At 73.6% G+C, this 18655-nt stretch carries 17 protein-coding genes; 9 read left to right on the forward strand and 8 right to left on the reverse strand.

Annotation, left to right across the window (positions count from 1 at the left end; translation table 11 throughout):
- Window positions 1-76: 76 nt before the first annotated feature.
- The 4 genes from OG505_RS16960 to OG505_RS16975 form a co-directional block, all read right to left on the reverse strand.
- Window positions 77-709, reverse strand: a complete 633-nt coding sequence (locus tag OG505_RS16960; RefSeq protein WP_405425602.1) for a CG0192-related protein — start codon at window positions 707-709, stop codon at window positions 77-79.
- 14 nt (window positions 710-723) lie between these two features.
- Window positions 724-1812 carry a cellulose binding domain-containing protein gene (locus tag OG505_RS16965; protein ID WP_405425604.1) on the reverse strand — a complete coding sequence of 363 codons (1089 nt, stop codon included), beginning with the start codon at window positions 1810-1812 and terminating at the stop codon, window positions 724-726.
- Between the two features lie 67 nt (window positions 1813-1879).
- Window positions 1880-2929, reverse strand: coding sequence for a nitronate monooxygenase (locus OG505_RS16970; protein WP_405425606.1), 1050 nt, complete (start codon window positions 2927-2929; stop codon window positions 1880-1882).
- An 84-nt stretch (window positions 2930-3013) separates the two neighbouring features.
- Complete coding sequence (locus tag OG505_RS16975; protein ID WP_405425608.1) at window positions 3014-4123, reverse strand: hypothetical protein; 1110 nt, start codon at window positions 4121-4123, stop codon at window positions 3014-3016.
- 439 nt (window positions 4124-4562) lie between these two features.
- Here OG505_RS16975 and OG505_RS16980 point away from each other — a divergent pair, with 439 nt between their 5' ends.
- The 6 genes from OG505_RS16980 (at window position 4563) to OG505_RS17005 (ending at window position 12223) form a co-directional block, all read left to right on the forward strand.
- Window positions 4563-5030 (forward strand): hypothetical protein, encoded by a 468-nt coding sequence (locus tag OG505_RS16980; protein ID WP_405434544.1) that lies wholly within the window; start codon window positions 4563-4565, stop codon window positions 5028-5030.
- Window positions 5030-6421, forward strand: a complete 1392-nt coding sequence (locus tag OG505_RS16985) for a hypothetical protein (RefSeq protein ID WP_405425610.1) — start codon at window positions 5030-5032, stop codon at window positions 6419-6421. Before OG505_RS16980 ends, OG505_RS16985 begins: the two co-directional genes overlap by 1 nt.
- Window positions 6418-7923: a VWA domain-containing protein gene (locus OG505_RS16990; protein WP_405425612.1), complete on the forward strand. Its 1506-nt coding sequence runs from the start codon at window positions 6418-6420 to the stop codon at window positions 7921-7923. The genes OG505_RS16985 and OG505_RS16990 overlap by 4 nt, the downstream gene beginning before the upstream one ends.
- Window positions 7924-7937: 14 nt before the next feature.
- Complete coding sequence (locus tag OG505_RS16995) at window positions 7938-9050, forward strand: AAA family ATPase (protein ID WP_405425614.1); 1113 nt, start codon at window positions 7938-7940, stop codon at window positions 9048-9050.
- Window positions 9047-11884, forward strand: coding sequence for a DUF5682 family protein (locus tag OG505_RS17000; RefSeq protein ID WP_405425615.1), 2838 nt, complete (start codon window positions 9047-9049; stop codon window positions 11882-11884). The genes OG505_RS16995 and OG505_RS17000 overlap by 4 nt, the downstream gene beginning before the upstream one ends.
- Window positions 11885-11950: 66 nt before the next feature.
- Window positions 11951-12223, forward strand: coding sequence for a hypothetical protein (locus tag OG505_RS17005; RefSeq protein WP_405425617.1), 273 nt, complete (start codon window positions 11951-11953; stop codon window positions 12221-12223).
- A 64-nt stretch (window positions 12224-12287) separates the two neighbouring features.
- Here OG505_RS17005 and OG505_RS17010 read toward each other — a convergent pair whose 3' ends face one another.
- A complete protein-coding gene (locus tag OG505_RS17010; protein ID WP_405425618.1) occupies window positions 12288-12443 on the reverse strand; it encodes a hypothetical protein in 156 nt (51 codons plus the stop codon).
- Between the two features lie 178 nt (window positions 12444-12621).
- Between OG505_RS17010 and OG505_RS17015 the strand changes: the two genes are divergently transcribed.
- From OG505_RS17015 to OG505_RS17025, 3 genes are read left to right on the forward strand one after another with little or no spacing between them, the layout of a single operon-like run.
- Complete coding sequence (locus tag OG505_RS17015) at window positions 12622-13029, forward strand: GntR family transcriptional regulator (protein WP_355068880.1); 408 nt, start codon at window positions 12622-12624, stop codon at window positions 13027-13029.
- A gap of 44 nt (window positions 13030-13073) precedes the next feature.
- Window positions 13074-13964 carry an ABC transporter ATP-binding protein gene (locus OG505_RS17020; protein WP_405425619.1) on the forward strand — a complete coding sequence of 297 codons (891 nt, stop codon included), beginning with the start codon at window positions 13074-13076 and terminating at the stop codon, window positions 13962-13964.
- A complete protein-coding gene (locus tag OG505_RS17025) occupies window positions 13961-14941 on the forward strand; it encodes an ABC transporter permease (RefSeq protein ID WP_405425622.1) in 981 nt (326 codons plus the stop codon). The genes OG505_RS17020 and OG505_RS17025 overlap by 4 nt, the downstream gene beginning before the upstream one ends.
- Before the next feature lie 47 nt (window positions 14942-14988).
- On the opposite strand, the gene OG505_RS17030 is transcribed toward OG505_RS17025, so the two are convergent.
- The 3 genes from OG505_RS17030 to OG505_RS17040 form a co-directional block, all read right to left on the reverse strand.
- Window positions 14989-16077 carry a DNA glycosylase AlkZ-like family protein gene (locus OG505_RS17030; protein WP_405425624.1) on the reverse strand — a complete coding sequence of 363 codons (1089 nt, stop codon included), beginning with the start codon at window positions 16075-16077 and terminating at the stop codon, window positions 14989-14991.
- Between the two features lie 73 nt (window positions 16078-16150).
- Window positions 16151-17413 (reverse strand): ROK family protein, encoded by a 1263-nt coding sequence (locus OG505_RS17035; RefSeq protein WP_405425625.1) that lies wholly within the window; start codon window positions 17411-17413, stop codon window positions 16151-16153.
- A gap of 111 nt (window positions 17414-17524) precedes the next feature.
- Window positions 17525-18628 carry a substrate-binding domain-containing protein gene (locus OG505_RS17040; RefSeq protein ID WP_405425626.1) on the reverse strand — a complete coding sequence of 368 codons (1104 nt, stop codon included), beginning with the start codon at window positions 18626-18628 and terminating at the stop codon, window positions 17525-17527.
- Window positions 18629-18655: the final 27 nt, after the last annotated feature.

The following is an 18655-nucleotide window of genomic DNA, read 5'->3' on the forward strand; positions in this document are numbered from 1 at the left end:
ACGCGGTGGGCGGCCCGATCGGTCGGGCCGCCCACCGCCGTCACCGCCGTCACCGCCGTCACCGCCGTCACCGCCGTCACCGCCTCCGGGCGTACGCCAGCGGCACGGGCGTCGGCTGCCCGTCCCAGGCGCCGCTCAGCATGGCGCCCCGCGCCCCGACCGCCCCGGCGGCCGGCCGGCGGACCACGACCAACTCCACCGCGTCGGTGACGATGACCGTGTCGACCTCGTCGACGACCTGCCGGACGACGCCGATCGCCGGCACGGCCCCGCCGTCGCCGCTGACGTCGATCGCCATCGTCGGCGGTCGCACCTCGCGCCGACCGTCGACCTCGAAGTACTGCTCGGCCTGCCCGGCGCCGGCCAGGATGGCGTGGGTCAGCGCCGCCGCGTACACCGGGTCGGCGCAGCCGTCGTACACCCACCGGCGGCCCAGCGCCGAGTGGTCGGTCGTGCCGACCAGCCACTCGTCGGCGTCCTGCAGGGGCGCGGCGCGGTAGGTGAGCGGGACCTGGTGGACCGGCCCGTCGGCGGCGGCGACCAGGATCGTCTCGATGCCGACCTCGCCGGCCGGGTCGTCGAAGCGGTACGCCCCCCGACTCACCACGTCGACGCCGGCCGGCCCCTGCCACCAGGGCCGGTCGGGCAGCCAGGTCGTCAGCAGTTCGAGCTTGGTGGGGCGCAGCGTCGCCCGGTGCAGCAGTGCCATGCCGAGAAGCCTAGTCAGAGCCCCGCGCACGGGTTGCCGCCCACCGTGCAGCCCTGCGGCTCCCTGGCCTTCGGCCGACTGTCGCGGACGTCGAACCGGATCGTCCGCGATCCGCCGGCGGGCACGGCCAGGCCGCTGAAGGTGATGGCCTGCCCGTCCTGACGCCAGTCCGCCCCCTCGACGTCGTCGACGCTGCTGCCCACGGCGAGGGTCACCACCACGACCCACTGCTCCACGGGCGCGGGGCCCGGGTTGTCGACCACCACCTCCCCCGTGTAGCCGAACAGCCGGCTCGAACCGGTGTCGTACCGCGCCACCAGCGGCGATGGGGGCGGCGGCACCGCCGCCGTCGGTGTACGCGACGGTGTCGCCGCCGGGGTGCGGCTCGGACGGGCGGTGGTCGGCGTGACGCTGCGCGACGGTCGCGGCGACGATGTCACCTTCGGCTGCCCGGTCGGCGCCGCCCCCGCCATGCTCGGCGACGTCGGCGTCGGGGTCGAGGTCGGCGCGGCGGAATGCTCCTGCTCGCCCGGCAGCGTCAGCCACGCCACCAGCCCGGCCACCAGCACGACCGCGGCCAGTCCGGCGACCGCCGCACGGCGCCGACCCCGGGCCGGCGCACGACCGGACGCGCCGAGCACCGGCAGCTCGGTCGTCATCCCCGCCACGCCACGCCGCAGATCGACCTGCTGGAACGCCAGCCAGTCGAGGATGGCCGGCAGGCGCACGGTCAATGCCTGCCGGAGCTGCTGTTCACGTGGCTCGTGTTGCTCTTCCGACCACGAACCGTGGGTCGGGACCTCCCGCACGATCAACCGGCTGCCCTGCTTGGTGGCGGTGACGGCGCAGGTCAGCTCGGTGAGCCGACCGGCCTCGTCGCAGCGCAACAGCAGCAGCTCCGGCACCCGCCGCTCGGTCACCTCGACCTCGACGTCGGCGTCGAAGCCGGGCAGGCCGGCCGTGTGCAGCAACAGCCGGTCCGGCACCCCCTCCACCATGTCCGCCTCGGCGAACCAGCGGCCGAGCAGCTCCCGATCCGTCAGTGCGAGCCAGACCCGGTCGGGCGGGTGGGACAGGTCGACGTGCGCGCCGATCTCGATCACGGCGAGACTCTAACGGGTTGCGCGTCCGGGCCGTTCCGCCCGCCCGGACCGACGACAGGTCGCCTGGTCAGCCCCAGCGGGTCGCCCGCTGCGCCGCCGCCGTCAGCGCGGCCCGGGCGGCGGCACTGACCTCGACGACCAGCTCGGCCGCCGGTACCTCCCGGGCGAGGGGGTGCGCCTGCCCGGCCCACAGATTCACCACCGAGGCGTCGCCCTCGCGCCGGGCGGCGGCGAGCAGCGGACGGGTCAGGTGCAGCACCTGCGGGTAGCCGGCCGGCGCGACCGGGTCGTGCGTACGCAGAAAGTCGTTGACCACGCCGCGGGCCCGCTTGCCGGTGTAGGCCCGGGTAAACGCGGTCGGCGCGGCGCTGGCCACCGCCGCGCGGTGCAGGGGTGAACTGCCCGCCTCCGGGCAGCGTAGGAACATGGTGCCGAGTTGGGCGGCCTGCGCCCCGGCGGCCAGCGCCCCCGCCAGGGCTGGGCCGTCGGCGATGCCACCGGCGGCCACCAACGGCCGGTCACACCGCGCGGCGGCCAGCCGGAGCAGCGGCAACAGCGCGTAGTCGTCGTCGTCCGGGATCCCGCCCCGGTGCCCACCGGCCTCGGTGCCCTGCACCACGACGGCGTCCACGCCCAGCTCGGCGGCGGCCGTGGCGGCGGCCGGGCCGGTGACCGTGGCCCACACCTCGGTGCCGCGCTCCCGCAGGGCGGCCACCACGGCGCGGTCGGGCAGCCCGAACGCGAAGGACACCACCGGGACCGGGTCCGCGAGAAGCACGGCCAGCTTCTCCGGGTACGCGTCGTCGCCGCCCACCGGCTCGCCCAACCGCACCCCGAGGCGGTCGGCCTGCGGGGCGAGCCGCTGCGCGTACGCCCGGATGGCGGCCTCGTCGACCCTGCCGTCGCCGGGCAGGAAGACGTTGACCCCGAACGGCCGGTCGGTACGCGCGCGTACCTCGGCGATGTCGGCGACCAGCCGCGCGGTGTCGATCATGCCGGCGGCCAGGAAGCCCAGCCCGCCGACGGCGCAGACGGCCGACACGAGGGCCGGGGTGGACGGGCCGCCGGCCATCGGCGCGGCGACGATCGGGTGGCGCAGCTCGGACAGCACGGACATCCACCCATCCTGCCGCAGCGCGCCGGTCCCCCGGCTCGCGACGCGGCGCCCGCCCGCACACCGTGCCGCGCACGCCGTCGCCGGTCAGCGTCGGTCGGTGTGCCGCCGCCACAGCACCCCGGCCACGGCGAACAGTGCCAGCAGCGTCCCGGCGCCGGCGGCCAGCGGCCAGGCCCGGCCGCCCCCGATGCCGGCCGCCTGTGCCGCGGAGCGGGCGGGCGGGGCCGCCGTCGGGGACTCCGCCGGGTGCGGGGCAGCGGCCGTCGCCGTCGGGGCCGGATACCGCAGGATCGTCGGGTGGCTGCCGGCCGGCTGGTCGGCGGACTCGGAGACGGTGAGCAGGGACCGGCCGTCGCGACTGTAGGTGATCGACTCGCCCTGCGGCTCGTCGGGCAGCGGCGTGACCCGTGGGGTGCCGCCGGTCAGCGCGGCGACCACGTCACCGCCGGCCACGTCGTACTCGAACGCGTCGGCGTAGGTCCGCAGCACCACCCGGCGGCCGTCCGGCGCGTTCGCCGCCCCGGTGACGACGCCCCGCCCGAGGAACGAGAACGGGTTGCTGGTGGTGCTGGACGGCAGGACCACCCGGCCGACCGAGGTCAGCGGTGTGGTGGCCCCCGGCTTCAGCGCGGTGGCCGGCGAGTACACCACGACGGTGCCGCTGCCGCCCTTCGTGATGATCAACGGCTGGCCGGCCGCGTCGAGCAGCAGCGCCTCGGCGTCGTGCGGATTGTCCGGGTACCTCATCCGGTACAGCACCGGCTGGTCCGCCCCCGGCGCGAGCCGCCACAGCGCGATCGTCTCGCGGTTGCGGTCGTTGTCACCAATGTCGGCCACCCAGATGGTGCCGTCCCGGCCGAGGGCCAGGTCCTCGGTGTCGCGGGGCCGGGAGGGGTAGCTGACCGTCCGCGCCACCGCGCAGCGCCGGTCCAGGAAGAAGATCCGGAGGCGGGCCTCGTCGTCGGCGCCGTCGTTGACCACGACGTACCCGTCGTCGGTGGCCACCATCCCGGAGATCTCGGTGAGCCGATTGTCGCGGACCTGGCACACGGGCACCCCCGCCGACGCCGCGCCGGCGGCCGCCGGGCCCGGCGAGTGCACCGCGACCAGCGGCACCGCGCCGGTGACGAGAGCCGCCAGTGTCGCCGCCGCACGGGCGTGCCGCCCCCGGGTCACCCAGCCGCCTACCCGCATCGCCCGCCTCCTCGCCGCGGCCGTGGCCCGGCCGTCCCGCCCATCCTGGCCGATCGCGACCAGCGGCGACGACCATCCGCGCGGACCCGACGACATCCGCGCCGCCGACCGGGGCTCGCAGGGGGCGGGCGCCGGGCCAGCAGGCACGAGGTTCACCGGCGCCGACGGCGACCACTTCCGAACAAATCCATCGACGCTCGGCTATCGATCGGGCGGCCCGGACCCGGCCCGACACGGCCGCGAGCCGAACGCCGCGCCGGCTGCGCCGAACGGTTCCCGACGACCGACGCCGCAGCCGGATCTGTCGTACCCGTAGCCCATGATCGTGTCGTCGTAGCGGCACCGGCACCGGCCGGCGTGCGCACCACCCTGGATTCTTCTCGATGTGGGAGGCCGTGACGTGACGAACGCCGACGGAGCCGACTGGCGGCGGCGCAGCGTGGTGGCGGTGGTGCCGCCCGCCCGCCCCCGCAAGCTGGCCAAGGTGCCCTTCGTCGAGCTGGCCGACGGGCGGTTGCAGGGCGTGGTCTCCAGCGGATCGGACGTCGAGCGGGTCTACGTCTCGTCGGTCGCCGCCGGCACCCACGCCTACCAGTGCAGCACCAACAACAACCGGCCCTGCGGCGGCCTGCGCGGCATCCCGTGCAAGCACCTGCATGCGCTCGCCGACGAGGCCGTCCTCCAGTACGGCGTCGACCGGGTGGCCCGCTACCTGCGGGTCGCCGTCGGCGACGGGGTGGCCGACGGCAGCGAGCTGCTGTCCCGGCTCGACGGCCAGCCCGAGCCGGCCTCGGCGGCGGTGGTGTTCAGCCGCTTCCTGCGCCACCTCTCCTACCTGGAGCTGCCCGTCAGCACGGTCGCGCTGCCCGAGCTGCACTGGTTCCCGGCCACCGGGGCGGGCCGCTGATGCGCGGCGCCCAGGTCGCGCGCCTGCATGTGGTCCCGGCCGGGTTGAGCGACGCGCTCGACGTGGTCGCCGGCTTCGACGACGCCCTCGCCGACGGCTTCGGTCGGATCGGCGAACGGGGCGCCGCGGCGCTCGCCGCGCTCGCCGACGCGCTGGCCGGCACCCCCCTGGGTGGTGCGGTGACCGCCGCGGTCGACGCGGTCACCGTCGGATCGGTCGCCCCGGAGCACCTCGCCGCGCTCGCCGGGGCGCGCTCGGCGCTGCTCGGCGCGGCACACGACGCCCTGCTCGGGCAGCTCGACGAGGCGGTGGGCCGCACCCGGTCGCCGTGGACGACGCCGACCACCAGGCCCTCCGAGGCGCCGCCCGCGCTCGCCGGAGCGCGGGCGTGGTGGCACGAGGTGGCGGTCACCGGCTGGCGTGGCGTCGACCACGAGCTGCTCTCCGCCGCCGCCGGGGTGGTCGAGGCCAGCCTGGCCGTTCCGGAGCTGCGCCGGGTCGCGGTGCTGCTCGACGGGCTCGCCGCGGAGCTGCGGGCCTGCGTGCCGGTCGCCGCCATGGCGCAGGTGCCGGCCCGCCGCTGGGCCGACCTGTGGGCCCGGGGCGTCCTGCTCACCGAGGGCGCACCGCCGACCGGCGAGGCGACGGCGGTCTCCGGGCGGCTGTTGCCGCTCGGTGTGGACGTGCACAGTCACGACACCGCCGTGCAGGTCCAGCTGCACGGTGTCCTGGAGCCGGCGGACGGCGGGCCGGCGCTGCTGGTCCGTACGGCGGTCGCCGCCGCGAAGGTCGACACGATCGTCGGGCCGGCGATCTGGCGGCTGCTGTCGGCACACCCGCTGCTGCTCACCGCGCTGGCCGAGCGGCGGGCGCTGGTCGTGACCGATCTGCCGCTGCGCGGCGGCGACCTGGGCTGGATCGATGACCGGGTCCAGCTCGACGAGCCCGCCGACCCGTTCGCCACCGCCCGCGTGCTGTTGCCCGCCGCGAGCACGGCCGCGACCGACCCACTCGACCGGCACCCGACGGGCATCGCCGAGCCGGTGCTCGTCGAGGGCGCGGCGATCCGCGACGAGGACGGCACGCTCGGCATCGAGGTGGACGGCGAACGGGTGGCGCTGGCCGTCGACCGGCTGCCGGCCGCCGGCCCGCTGACCGCCGACCTGGTCGCCGCCGCGTCGGCCTGCCTGGGCCTTCTGCGCTGGGACGACGGCCGCTGGCTGCTCCAGCCGTTGGCGGTCCGGGCCACCGTGAAGCGGCGGACGGTGCAGGCACACAATGGCGACTGGGCGTGCGGGGTCACCGATCCGAAGGTCGCCAAGGAGGAGGCCCGGGCGGGCGATGCCGTGGCCGTGCTGCGCGAGCGCGCGGGGCGGTTGCTGCGCCGATGACCGCGCCGATCCCCACCGGCGGGTTCGCCGACGCCAACCGTCGTCAGGTCCTCTACTGGCGGCTGCTGTCCCGCCTCTTCGACCGCGACGAGCAGCCCGGCCTGGAGTCGGCGAGCGTGGCCGTGGTCGACGACCTCGGGTTACCCGCCGCCCTGCTGGACCCGTCGGTCTCGGTGGACACCATCGTGCAGCGCTTCCCGGCGCTCGCGGCAGAGCTGCGCGGCCTGCTCACCTCCGCCGAAGCCGGGCCGCACGACGACCGGCCGCACACCGCCGACCCGGACGCCGCCGGGCCGCACACCGCCGACCCGGACGCCGCCGGGCCGGACGCCGCCGGGCCGGACACCGCCGGTGCGGAGTACGCCGAGCCGGACGGCACCGTGACGCACGCCGCCGAACCGGATGGCGCCAGACCGGAGGACGACGGCTCGAGCTACCGACCGGGTGCGGCCGAGGTGCGCCGGGCGGCGCTGGTGTCGAAGGTGCTGCTGAACGTGTTCGCCACCGGCTCCGGCCCGGTCAGCGCCACCCAACTGGCCCGCTGGCAGTCCGACGCCGGCTGGTTCGAGCAGGCCCTCGGCCGCGAGCCCGGCGAGCTGCGCCGCCAGGGCGGCGGGCTGGGCGGCACCCTCGCCGGGCTGGAGGGTGACCTGGTCCGGCGGATGCACCTGCGGGAGGTGCTCGCCGACCCCGCGCTGGCCAGCCAGCTGACCCCGAGTATGTCGCTGATCGAGCAGTTGCTGCGCGACAAGGCCAACCTGTCCGGGGTGGCGCTGGCCAACGCGAAGGCCCTGATCCGGCGCTTCGTCGACGAGGTCGCCGAGGTGCTCCGGACGCAGGTGCAACAGACCAGTGTCGGCGCACTGGACCGGTCGGTGCCGCCCAAGCGGGTGTTCCGCAACCTGGACCTCGACCGGACCATCTGGCAGAACCTGACCAACTGGAGCCCGGACGACGAGCGGCTCTACGTCGACCGGCTCTACTACCGGCACACCGCCCGGCGTACCACGCCGTCCCGACTCATCGTCGTGGTCGACCAGTCCGGTTCGATGGTCGACGCGATGGTCAACTGCACGATCCTCGCCTCGATCTTCGCCGGGCTGCCGAAGGTCGACGTGCACCTCGTCGCGTACGACACCCGGGCACTGGACCTCACCCCGTGGGTGCACGACCCGTTCGAGGTGCTGCTGCGTACCCAGTTGGGCGGCGGCACCGACGGCACGGCGGCCTTGACGCTGGCCCGGCCCAAGATCGCCGAGCCGAAGAACACGGTGCTGGTGTGGATCTCCGACTTCTACGAGGCCAACCACCAGGCGGTCTTCGACGGGCTCCAGGCCGTGCACCGTTCCGGCGTCAAGGTCATTCCGGTCGGCTCGGTCAGCAGCTCCGGGCAGCAGAGCGTCAACCCCTGGTTCCGGCAACGCTTCAAGGACCAGGGCACCCCGGTCATCTCCGGTCACATCCGCAAGCTCGTCGTCGAGTTGAAGAACTTCCTCACCTAGGAGAGCAACCCCTCATGTCCGAGATGCTGCGCGCCCCCGCCGAGGTCACGTACGCCGACGAGCTGGATTTCCTGGAGTCGGTCGACACCGGCCCGAAGCCGTTCTCGTGGCGCCTGAGCCCGCGCATGGTCCGGCTGTTCGTCCTCGGCTCGGAGCGGGCCGACGGCCTGTCCCGCGAGATCCCGCAGAAGTGGTTCGGCGACCGCAGCTTCGTCGAACGGGCCATCGTCACCCTCGCCTCCGACCGGGGCCTGCTGCTGATCGGCGATCCCGGCACCGGCAAGAGCTGGCTGGCCGAGCTGCTGGCCGCCGCGATCTGCCGCAACTCGACCCTGGTCGTGCAGGGCACCGCAGGCACGACGGAGGACCACATCAAATACTCGTGGAACGTCTCCATGGTGATCGCCAAGGGCCAGTCCCGCGAGTCGATGATCCCCTCACCGATCATGACGGCGATGGAGCGTGGCGTGGTCGGGCGTTTCGAGGAGCTGACCCGCTCCACCAGCGACGTGCAGGACGCCCTGATCTCGATCCTGTCCGAGAAGTACGTCGCCATCCCCGAGCTGGACCAGGACAACATCGTCTTCGCCCAACCCGGCTTCTCGATCATCGCGACCGCCAACAGCCGGGACCGGGGCGTCAACGACCTCTCCTCGGCGCTCAAGCGGCGGTTCAACTTCGTGCGGATTCCGGTGGTGACCAACAAGCGCAGCGAGGCGGAGATCGTCCGGTTCCGCACCGAGGAGCTGCTACGCCGGCACCACATCGAGTTGGACGTCCCGCCGACCCTCCTGGACATCCTGTTGCAGAGTTTCGCCGACCTGCGCGCCGGCGCGGCCGCCGCGACCAGCGACGACGAGAAGTTGGAGTCGGCGCTGTCCACCGCCGAGCAGATCGGTGTGCTGGAGGACGCCATCCTGCACAGCCAGTTCTTCGGCGACCGTACGCTGCGTGCGGCGACGCTCGCCGGGTCGCTGGTCGGGTCGCTGGCCCGGCGCAGCCCGGAGGACCTGGCGATCCTCAACAAGTACCTGCACGGTGTGGTGGAGCCCCGGGCCCGCAAGGACGACGACGGGTGGGCGAGCTTCCTCGACGGCGGTCGTCAGGCGATCGCGTCCCTGTCGTGACCGCGTCCACCGTCGCCGGCCCGTTCGGCGCGCTCCGCGAACAGCTCAGCGACGCGGCGGCAACATTCGCGGGCTCCGCCGACGCGCTCGGCGCGATCCTCGCCGGCATGGTCGACGACGTCGACCGGGCGCTCGGCGAGCGCCTGGAGATCTTCCCGGTCTGCCACCACTCACCGGCCTCCGCGCTGGCCATGGTGCGCCGGTTGCGGGCCAAGCAGCCCCGGGTGATCTACCTGGAGCTGTGCGAAGATCTTCAACCGCTACTCGGGGAGCTGCGCAACTGCCGTCTGCCCGTCGCGGTGCAGGCGTTCGCGTCGGAGCTGTCCGGCTTTCCCGCCGACGCCGGGCCGCTCAGTGTCGTCGCGCCGGTCACCGAGGCGTCGGCGGAGTACCAGGCCATCGCGTACGCGCTGGAAACCCCCGGCGTGGAGCTGGTGCTGGTGGACCGCTCCACCGACCACGTCTTCCAGTGGTCGCCGCGCGACCGGCCGACCGACGGGAGCGGCGCGGCCGGGCCGACCGCCAGCGGCGAGGAGTCCGGGCTGCACGGTGACGCCGTCGGGGTGGAGATCGGCGACCTGCGGCCGCGCTTCGCGGAGCTGGAGGCGTACCTGCTGCACCACGGCAAGGTGCGGCACTGGTCGGAGTGGTGGGACCAGTACGTGGAACGCCCGCTGGCCGACGCCGACCACGACACCTACCGGCAGGTGATGGTGTTGATCGGCAGCCTGTTTCGGCGGCTGCGCCCGGCCGGCGAGGATCGGCTGGACCGCGACGAGGATCGCGAGCGGTACATGTGGACGCGGATGCGACAGCACCTCGCCACCTCCGGCGTCGACCCGGCCGACTGCCTCTACGTCTGCGGCGCGTTCCACGCCGCCAGCCGGGTCGAGCAGTTCGGGCTGGGCTCCACCGCGGCCGACTTCGAGATCACACCGCGCACCGACACCCGCTGGCGGTACGGGCTGATCCCGTCCAGCCACTCCGCGATCGAGGCCCAGTTCGGGCTGGCCCCGGGCTCGGTGTCGATCGCGGCGGCGACCTGGACGAAGGCGGTGAGCCGGCACGGGCTGTCCCCGTACCGGCTGGACGGCCAGCGCACCGGAACCAGCCGGGGGCGGCGGGGCCGGACCCCGACGGCGCCCTCTTCCGACGGGCCGGTCGGCGACCGGCTCACCGGCTTCCTCGCCGCGGCGCCCGACCTGGACGGGCTGGACGAGGCGGAGCTGCGCGGCTGGTGCGTGGACATCGTCCGACTGGCCCGGCGCAACGGGTACCTGGCCAGCACCGCCGACGCGATCGCCGTCTTCGAGACCTCGGTGCTGCTGGCCGGCATGCGCAACCGGGCTCGGCCCACCCCGTACGACTTCGCCGACGCGGCGGTCACCTGCATCGAGAAGGACGTGGTGCCTGGCCGGCGCGACGTCCGGCGGCTCTGCGAGATCCTGCTGGGCGGCGACCGGATCGGCCAGGTCGGCTACGACGCCCTCCCGCCGTTGGCCCGCGACGTGCTCGATCGGCTCCAGCCCCTCGGCCTGGCCCTGGAGAAGCGGACAGTGCAGCGGGCGCTGCTGGATCTGGCCGCCCAGCCGGAGCTGGGCCGCTGCTCGGACCTGCTGTGGATCCTGCGGCACCTGCTGCCACCGGCCGCGGTCCGTCCGATCATGGGCGAGCGGCGGCTCGGGCACCGCTCGGTCCAGGAGAGCTGGGACCTGGCGCTCGGCCGCCACCAGCGGGCGCTGATCGAGCTGGGCTACGAGGGCGTGACCGTCGAGCAGGTCCTGGAGCAGCGACTGCGGCGGGCGGTACGCGGCCCCGACGCCACCGCCGCGGGTGCGCTGGCCGCGGTCGAGGACGCCATCCGGCTGCTCGACAGCCCTCGTCTGGTCGACGAGTTGGGGGCGCGTGCGGTGGACCTGCTCGCCGCCGAGCGCACCGTCGACGACGCCCCGGACGTGCTGCGCCGCATCCGGCGCCTGCTGGCTTACTACCGGGCCACCGCGTCGACCCTCCCGCCCTGGTGCGCGGCGTTCGTGACCACCGGGTACGCGCACTACTGCACCCTGCTGCCGACCGCCATCACCGCCGAGGAGACCGGGGTCTGGCAGGTCGGCGCGATGCTCGGCTTCCTGTTCTCCATGGAGGGCCTGGCCCTGTCGCTGGGCTGCGACCGGTCTCAGCTGGAGCTGGCCGTGGGGCAGTCGCACCCGACGGCGCCGCCCAAGGTCGCCCTGCTCTGGGCGGCCCGACACCAGCTCGGCCTGCTGCCGCTGGCCGAGCTGCGGGCCCGGTGTGCCGAGCTGCTGGCCAACCCGCTGGTGGTGCCGGCCTTCCCGCAGTATCTGGCCGGGTTCGTGCACGCGCTGGAGCCGGTGCCCGCGCTGGCGCCGTTCGTCGTCGAGACGATGTCGACCGCCTTCGCCCGGCTACCCGACCCGGTGCTGCTGCCGTGGCTGCCGACTTTGATCACGACGCTGCGGGACCAGGGGCCGGAGCTGGTCCCGATGCTGATCCGCGAGGCGGGGCGCACCTTTCCCGAGGCGCTGCCGGAGCTGGATTCCTGGGTGCCGCCGTGGGTCGCGTCCCCGAGTCTCGGGCGGGTGGATGGGCCAGAGAGCGACGAGCGCGCCGTCGTCGCGCCCCGGGGGCGGATGGGTGTCCTGCTCGCCGCGCATCCGGAGGCGGTCGACGCGATCGCCTCTCTGCTCGGGCACGACGGCGGTTGGCTGCCGGTCACCGACGCTCTCGCCGACCCGGGCGGCGCGGCCGCGCTGGTGGCAAAGTATCCCGACACGGTCGAGGCGGTCGCCGCGCGAGTGGTGCGCCAGGCGTGAGTGCGACAGCGGCGGGTAGGCAGCGGCCCGGCGGCATGTCGACACCCGTCGGGCAGGAGGCTTTCGATGAGCACGTTCCGGGATGATCAGGGCGACGAGTTTCCTCCTCCCGAGGCGGACGCCGCCGAGCAGCGGCAGGACGCGTTCGACGTCGGGCCTCCGGACCGGGTGTCCGGCGACATCGACCCGGAGGCGTCCGAGGCCGACCTGGCCGAGCAGGGCGCCCTGCCGGCGGGCACGCTTGAGGAGGTCACGTCGCTCCCGGCCGACGCCAACCCGGCGGATGCCCTCGAACAGCGTCAGGAGATCCCCGCGCGCGACGAGGGTCGCCGCACCTGACCCCGCCGGTCGCGGCCCGGGCGGGCCGCGACCGGCGGGCGGATCGGGTCCGTCCCCGCGGGGGTCAGCCGGCGACGACCTGCCGCAGCAGGAACGCGTTGAGCGCGACGGCGGCGACGAACGCCGGGCCGAGCAGGATCAGCCGCCCGCGTACGCGGCCGCGGGCGCGAGCGACCTGCAACGGCGTCGCCCTCGTCGTCGTGAGTTCGTTGGTGACCATCGAGCACCTTCCCCTCCGCACGGATCGCGTGCCTGTTCCCTTCCCGGGCGGTTGACCCGTCGGTGCCAATCGCTGGCCCCGGGGTGACCGGCGGGTCAGCCGCTTGACAGTGGGCGCGCGTCCCCCCAAGCTGTCTATTAGTCCTACTGTCGTAGGACAACAGGAAGGATCATCACGAGTGATCGAGTTCGTGCTGGACAGCCGGTCGAAGGTGAACACCTACATGCAGCTCGTGCAGCAGGTGAAGCAGGCGCTGCGCGTCGGTCTGCTCGCACCCGGGGACCAGCTGCCGAAGGTCCGGGACGTCGCCCAGTCACTGGCGATCAACCCGAACACGGTGCTGAAGGCGTACCGGGAGCTGGAGATCGAGGGTCTGGTCGGCGGCCGACCGGGGGTGGGCACGTTCGTCCAGCGCACCCTCGCCGGCGCGTCCCTGCCCAATCAGGCCGAGCTGCGCGACGACCTCGTGGCGTGGCTGCACCGGGCGCAGGCCGCCGGCCTCACGGCCGAGGACGTCGTCGCCCTGGTGGAGACCACGCTGCGCGCCACCCTCGCCGACGACACCCCACAGAAGGAACCCGCGTGAGCGGGCGAGCGCAGCGAGCACGCGGCGCGACGAGAGGACAGAGGATGGACATGGTCTTGGAGGCCGACCGGCTGGGCAAGCGGTACGGCAGAACGTGGGCGCTACGGGACTGTTCGCTGCACCTTCCGGCCGGCCGGATCGCCGCGCTGGTCGGGCCCAACGGCGCGGGCAAGAGCACGTTGCTGCACCTGGCCGTCGGGCTGCTCAAGCCCGACGAGGGCGCGGTGCGGGTGTTCGGCAGGTCGCCGTACGGCGACACGGATGGGCTGGCCGACATCGGGTTCGTCGCCCAGGACACCCCGCTGTACCGGGACTTCACCGCCGCCGAGCTGGTCATCGCCGGCGGCAAGCTGAACAGGCGGTGGGACGCGGCGCTGGCCCGGACCCGGTTGGCGCAGCTCGGGATACCGCCCGACAAGCCGGTCGGCAAACTCTCCGGCGGGCAACGGGCCCAGGTGGCGCTCGCTCTGGCGCTGGCCAAGCAACCCCGGCTGCTGCTGCTCGACGAGCCGGTGGCCAGCCTCGATCCGCTGGCCCGGCGGGAGTTCCTCCAGTCGCTGATGGGCAGCGTCGCGGACTCCGGGACCACAGTTCTGCTCTCCTCGCACCTGCTGGCCGACCTGGAGCGCGTCTGCGACTACCTGATCGTGCTCAACGCCGCCCAGGTGCAGCTCACCGGCTCGGTCGACGACCTGGTGGCCGCGCACCGGCAGCTGGTCGGCCCGCGGCACGACGGCGATCCGATCGGCGGCGTCGCGCACGTGGTCCGGGCCAGCCACACCGACCGGCAGTCCACGCTGCTGGTGCGCACCGACGGCCCGGTCACCGACCCCGGCTGGACGGTGCGCGACGTCAGCCTGGAGGACGTCGTCCTGGCCTACCTGGCCGACGGCGTCGCGCAGACCAGTCACAGCGAGTGGGGGGTGGCGGCATGATCTGGCTGACCTGGCGGCAACACCGCAAGCTGGCGTTCTACACCCTCCTGGGGTTCCTGGTGCTCGCCGCCGTGCTGGTGCCGATCGGCCTGTCGATGCGGCACACCTTCGCCGACCTCGGGCTGGCGGGGTGTCTACGTCCGTCCGAGCTCAGCGAGGCTGCCGCGCAGACCTGCGACGTGGGCCTGCGCCGTTTCAGCGACCGGTACGACAGCCTGAACCTGGTGGCGGTGCTGCTGATCACCCTGCCGGTGCTCGTCGGCCTGTTCTGGGGCGCACCGCTGGTGGCTCGCGAGGTGGAGCAGGGTACGCACCGGTTCGTCTGGACCCAGGGCGTCGGCCGCACCCGCTGGGCGCTGGTCAAGTTCGGGTTGGTCGGCGGTGCCGTCGTGCTCCTCGCGGTCGGCTACGGACTGGGCATGTCGTGGTGGGTCGAACCGCTCACCCAGGCCGCGCACCAGGGCCGACTCGGCGTGATCGTCTTCGACCTGCAGGGCATCGTGCCGATCGGCTACACCCTCTTCGCCGTGGCGCTCGGCATCTTCGCCGGCACCATCTTCAAGCGGATGCTGCCCGCCATGGGCATCACCCTGGCCGGGTTCATCGGCGTACGGGCGGCGGTGGAGATGCTGGCCCGACCGCACTACCAGCCCGCCCGCACCCAGACCTTCCCGATCGAGGGCCCCGGGATTCCGGAGGGAGACCGGGGCAACTGGGTTCTCGCCGTGGGAATCCGCAACGCGGACGGCACGATGGCGGCGGAGAACACCCGGATCCAGTGCCCGCCGGGTGGCAAGGGCCCGACCGGTCAGACCTGCGGCGCCGAGCTGGGCCTGGGACCGGGCGCGTACAACTGGGAGCTGTACCAGCCGGCGGACCGGTTCTGGTTGTTCCAGAGCATCGAGACGGGCATCTTCGTCGCCCTCGCCGTGCTCCTGCTCTACCTCGCCGTGCGTCGGGTCCGCCGGATCGCGTAGTCGGGGTGGGTGATCGCCGGAGCCACGGGGGCCCCGGCGATCACCCGTCAGCGCAGGCCCTCGACGGTCAGTTCGAGCCAGGACGCGAGGTCGCGCAGCTCGCCGTGCACGGCTCGGGTCAGCTCCGGGGTGAAGGGCACGTCCTCGTGCACGGCGTGCACCGTGAACGTGCCGCCTCGACGGTCGGCCGTGGCGTCGACCTTCCCGACCAGCCGGTCGCCGTGCAGGATCGGCAACGCGAAGTAGCCCCACCGCCGGCTGGCCTTCGGCTTGTACATCTCCAGCACGTACTCGTACTCGAAGAGCTCGGCGAGGCGGACCCGGTCGTGCACCAGCCGGTCGAAGGGCGACAACACCGCCGTACGCCCGGTGAAGGGCTGCCCGAGCGCGGCCGGATCGACCCGCCAGACACCCGGGACGCCCTCGACGACCGCCGGCTCCCCGGCGGCGCCGACGTCCGCCGGCTCACCGGGGACGACCATCGCCCTTGCCCGCGCGATGCCCAGGGCCCGCAGCCGCCGCTCGTTGCGGAGCCGGTGTGCCTCCTGCGGCCCGACGATCGGTGTGCCGGCCGGGTAGACCCGCTCGGCCACGTCCCACAGGCGCTGCCGGCCCCGGCGGCCGGCGACCGCGACCTCGCCGCGCAGCACCAGGAACTCCAACATCTGGGTGACGTTGCGGTTGTTGGTCCACCCGGACGAGGGCCAGGGCACCACGCAGGTGTCCGGAATGTCGCGGGAGAGCAACGGCCCGCTGCGTGCGAGCAGGTCGAGCACGTCACGGCGGAACGAGTCGTTGCTCCGCAGCCACGCGCGCGGCCGCTCGTGCATGGGCCAGGCCGCCATCGCGGCGAGGTAGAGCCCCAGGTCGTCCATGGGACGCACCATCGCCTGGTGCTCGAAGAGCGTCCGGTCCCGTTCGAGGGCCTGTCGCAGGTGCGCCGGCTCGTACGACGAGCCGAGCCGACTCCAGCAGACCAGGTCCGCGCTCGGCGCGACGGCGGCCGTCGGATCGATCTGCACCAGGGTCAGCTGACGCACCACGGTCAGCAGGTCGGTCGGCCGAGGGGCGGCCAGCAGTTGCGCCTGCACGGCGATCCGCCGTGCCTGCGCACGATCGAGTTGGTGGGGAACCACGCCGCCGACCCTAACGGCGGGCACCGACAGGACCGCGACGCCGCCGAGCCGACGGCCAGCAGCCCAGCGGGAGCTACGCCGGCGCGGTGGTCTTCGACTGGCCCACCACGCCGACGTTCAGCGGATCGGCCAACAGCTTGTCGAAGGCCAGCTCGGCGGCGCCGATCAGAACGGCGTCGCGGCCGAGCGCCGCCGCGCGCAGCCGCAGGTGCTCGCGGGAGGCCGGCAACGGCATGGCGTCCAGCCGTCGACGCACCGTGTCCGCGGCGGCGATGAAGATGTCGCGCAGCGAGCCACCGAACACCACGGCGTCGGGATTGACCACGTTGACCAGGTTGGCCACGCCGAAGCCGAGCCAGTCGGCGACCTGCTCGACGGCCTGGAGGGCGGCCGGATCGCCGTCCGCCGCCGCGCGCAGCACCTCGGTCACGGCGGCGCGGTCGCGGGGGTCCCGGCCGGCGTGGCGCAGCAGCGCGGCCTCACCGATCTCGGTCTCCCAGCAGCCACGAGAGCCGCAGCCGCACGGCAGGCCGTTCGGGTTGACGACCATGTGGCCGACCTTGCCGCTGTGCCCCCGGTGGCCGATCACCACCCGGCCACCGACGATGATGCCGGCGCTGATCCCCACGTCGCCGTGCAGGTAGATGAGGTCGTCGACGCCGGCCGTCACGCCTCGTACGTGCTCGGCGAGGCCTGCGATGTCGGCCAGGTCTCCGGCCACGAAGCCGGGGCAGGCGGACAGCTCGGCCTCGAGCGCCGCGCCGAGGGTCGCCTCGACGCTGGCGACCTGGATCTCGCCGTCCGGGTTGCGGGTGGTGTCGGTCACCGCGACCGCGCCTCCGACGAGCAGCGCGTCGGGGGCCACCGCGCGTTCCATGTCGCGGAGCAGGTCAGCGAGCGGCCCGACGGCGTCGACCGCCGACATGCCGCCGGGTCGGGCGACCTCCCGCAGGTCGAGGATGCGCCCGCCGAGGCCGACCCGCGCCGCGCGCAGCCGGTCCGCGTCGATGCTCAGGGCGTGCGCGTACACCCGCTCGGAGCGGGGGCTGACCACCAGGGAGGGCCGGCCGGCCCGGCGGGCGGTGGTCGGCACCTCCTCGGTGACCAGGCCACTGGCGACCAGGTCGGCGGCGAGTGCGCCGATGGTGCTGCGGTTGAGGCCGAGCCGGCTGGTCAGCTCGGCTCGGGACGTCGGTCCGTGCAGGTGCACGTAGCGCAGCACGGCGCCGAGGTTCTGCCGTCGGATCTCCTCCTGGCTGGCGCCGGGGACCGAGGGCAGCGGAGATTCGGGGTTACGGCCGACGCCGGCTGGCCTGGACCGGAAGGGTGTGCCCACGGTCAGATCTCCTTCCGGGTCGCTGCCGGGTGGTGCGGGGCGCCCGGACGACGATGGGTCCCGGAAGAGGAGATCCGGGACCCATCGTCGTTGCTGCCTACCGTGTGGTGATTACTTGGTGAGCGGCGCGAGCTTCGGGTCGTTGGCGTACGCCTCGGCGGCGTTCGCCTTGGTGACGGCGACCGGCGGGAGCAGGAACGTGTCGACGACCTTGCTGCCGTTGTTGTAGGACTCGGTGTCGTTCACCTGCGGCTTGTCGCCGGCCTGGAGAGCCTTGACCATGTTGATGGTCTCCTTCACCAGGTTGCGGGTGTCCTTGTTGATCGTCATGTACTGCTCGCCAGCGACGATCGACTTGACCGACTCGACCTCGGAGTCCTGACCGGTGACGACCGGGACCGGCTTGCCAGCGCCCTTGACCGAGGTCAGGATGGCGCGGGCCAGCGTGTCGTTCGGGGACAGGACGCCGTCCAGCTCCTTGTTGCCGTAGGTCGAGGTGAGCAGCTGGTCCATGCGGGCCTGCGCACCCTCGGCCTTCCAGCCCTGGATGGCGGTCTGCTTGACGTCGGTCTGCTTCGAAGCGACGACGACGTTGCCCTTGTCGATCTCCGGCTTGAGCACGTCCATCGCGCCGTTGAAGAAGACACCGGCGTTGTTGTCGTCCGGCGAGCCGGAGAACAGCTCGATGTTGTACGGGCCGTTCGGCTTCTTGGCCTTCATGCCGTCCAGCAGGGCCTGGCCCTGGAGCTGGCCGACCTTGAAGTTGTCGAACGCGACGTAGTAGTCGAGGTCCGGCGTGTTGGTGATGAGCCGGTCGTACGCGATCACCTTCACGCCGGCGGCGTGCGCCGCGGCGACCTGGGTCGACAGCTGCGCGGCGTCGGTCGCGCCGATGACGATGACCTTGGCGCCCTTGGTGGTCATGGCGGTGATCTGGGCCTGCTGGTCGGCGACCGTGGTCGACGCGCCGGCGTACTGCACGTCAGCCTGGAAACCGGCCTCCTTGAGACCGTTGCTGAAGAGGTCACCGGCGAGGACCCAGTTCTCCGAGGTCTTGGCCGGCAGGGCGACGCCGATCAGCGAGTTCGCCGCGAAGCCCTTGGCGTCTCCGTTGGAGCCACCGGACTCCTCGCTACGGCCGGAGCCGCAGCCGGCGAGGGCCAGCATGGCGGCGGCGCTGATGGCCACCACCGACGTGCCGAAGGATTTACGCATGGTGAGGACTTGCCTTTCTGGAAAGGG

Origin of the sequence: Micromonospora sp. NBC_00617 (assembly GCF_045161355.1) — a bacterium.
In the GTDB taxonomy this organism is placed as follows: domain Bacteria; phylum Actinomycetota; class Actinomycetes; order Mycobacteriales; family Micromonosporaceae; genus Micromonospora.

Excerpts from the sequence above, each read along its gene's own strand:
- OG505_RS16990 (WP_405425612.1), top strand. The coding sequence starts at position 6,418 with ATGACCGCGCCGATCCCCACCGGCGGGTTCGCCGACGCCAACCGTCGT.
- OG505_RS16995 (WP_405425614.1), top strand. The coding sequence starts at position 7,938 with ATGTCCGAGATGCTGCGCGCCCCCGCCGAGGTCACGTACGCCGACGAG.
- OG505_RS16960 (WP_405425602.1), bottom strand. The coding sequence starts at position 709 with ATGGCACTGCTGCACCGGGCGACGCTGCGCCCCACCAAGCTCGAACTG.
- OG505_RS16970 (WP_405425606.1), bottom strand. The coding sequence starts at position 2,929 with ATGTCCGTGCTGTCCGAGCTGCGCCACCCGATCGTCGCCGCGCCGATG.
- OG505_RS17025 (WP_405425622.1), top strand. The coding sequence starts at position 13,961 with ATGATCTGGCTGACCTGGCGGCAACACCGCAAGCTGGCGTTCTACACC.
- OG505_RS16985 (WP_405425610.1), top strand. The coding sequence starts at position 5,030 with ATGCGCGGCGCCCAGGTCGCGCGCCTGCATGTGGTCCCGGCCGGGTTG.
- OG505_RS17040 (WP_405425626.1), bottom strand. The coding sequence starts at position 18,628 with ATGCGTAAATCCTTCGGCACGTCGGTGGTGGCCATCAGCGCCGCCGCC.
- OG505_RS17005 (WP_405425617.1), top strand. The coding sequence starts at position 11,951 with ATGAGCACGTTCCGGGATGATCAGGGCGACGAGTTTCCTCCTCCCGAG.
- OG505_RS17020 (WP_405425619.1), top strand. The coding sequence starts at position 13,074 with ATGGACATGGTCTTGGAGGCCGACCGGCTGGGCAAGCGGTACGGCAGA.
- OG505_RS16975 (WP_405425608.1), bottom strand. The coding sequence starts at position 4,123 with ATGCGGGTAGGCGGCTGGGTGACCCGGGGGCGGCACGCCCGTGCGGCG.
- OG505_RS17010 (WP_405425618.1), bottom strand. The coding sequence starts at position 12,443 with ATGGTCACCAACGAACTCACGACGACGAGGGCGACGCCGTTGCAGGTC.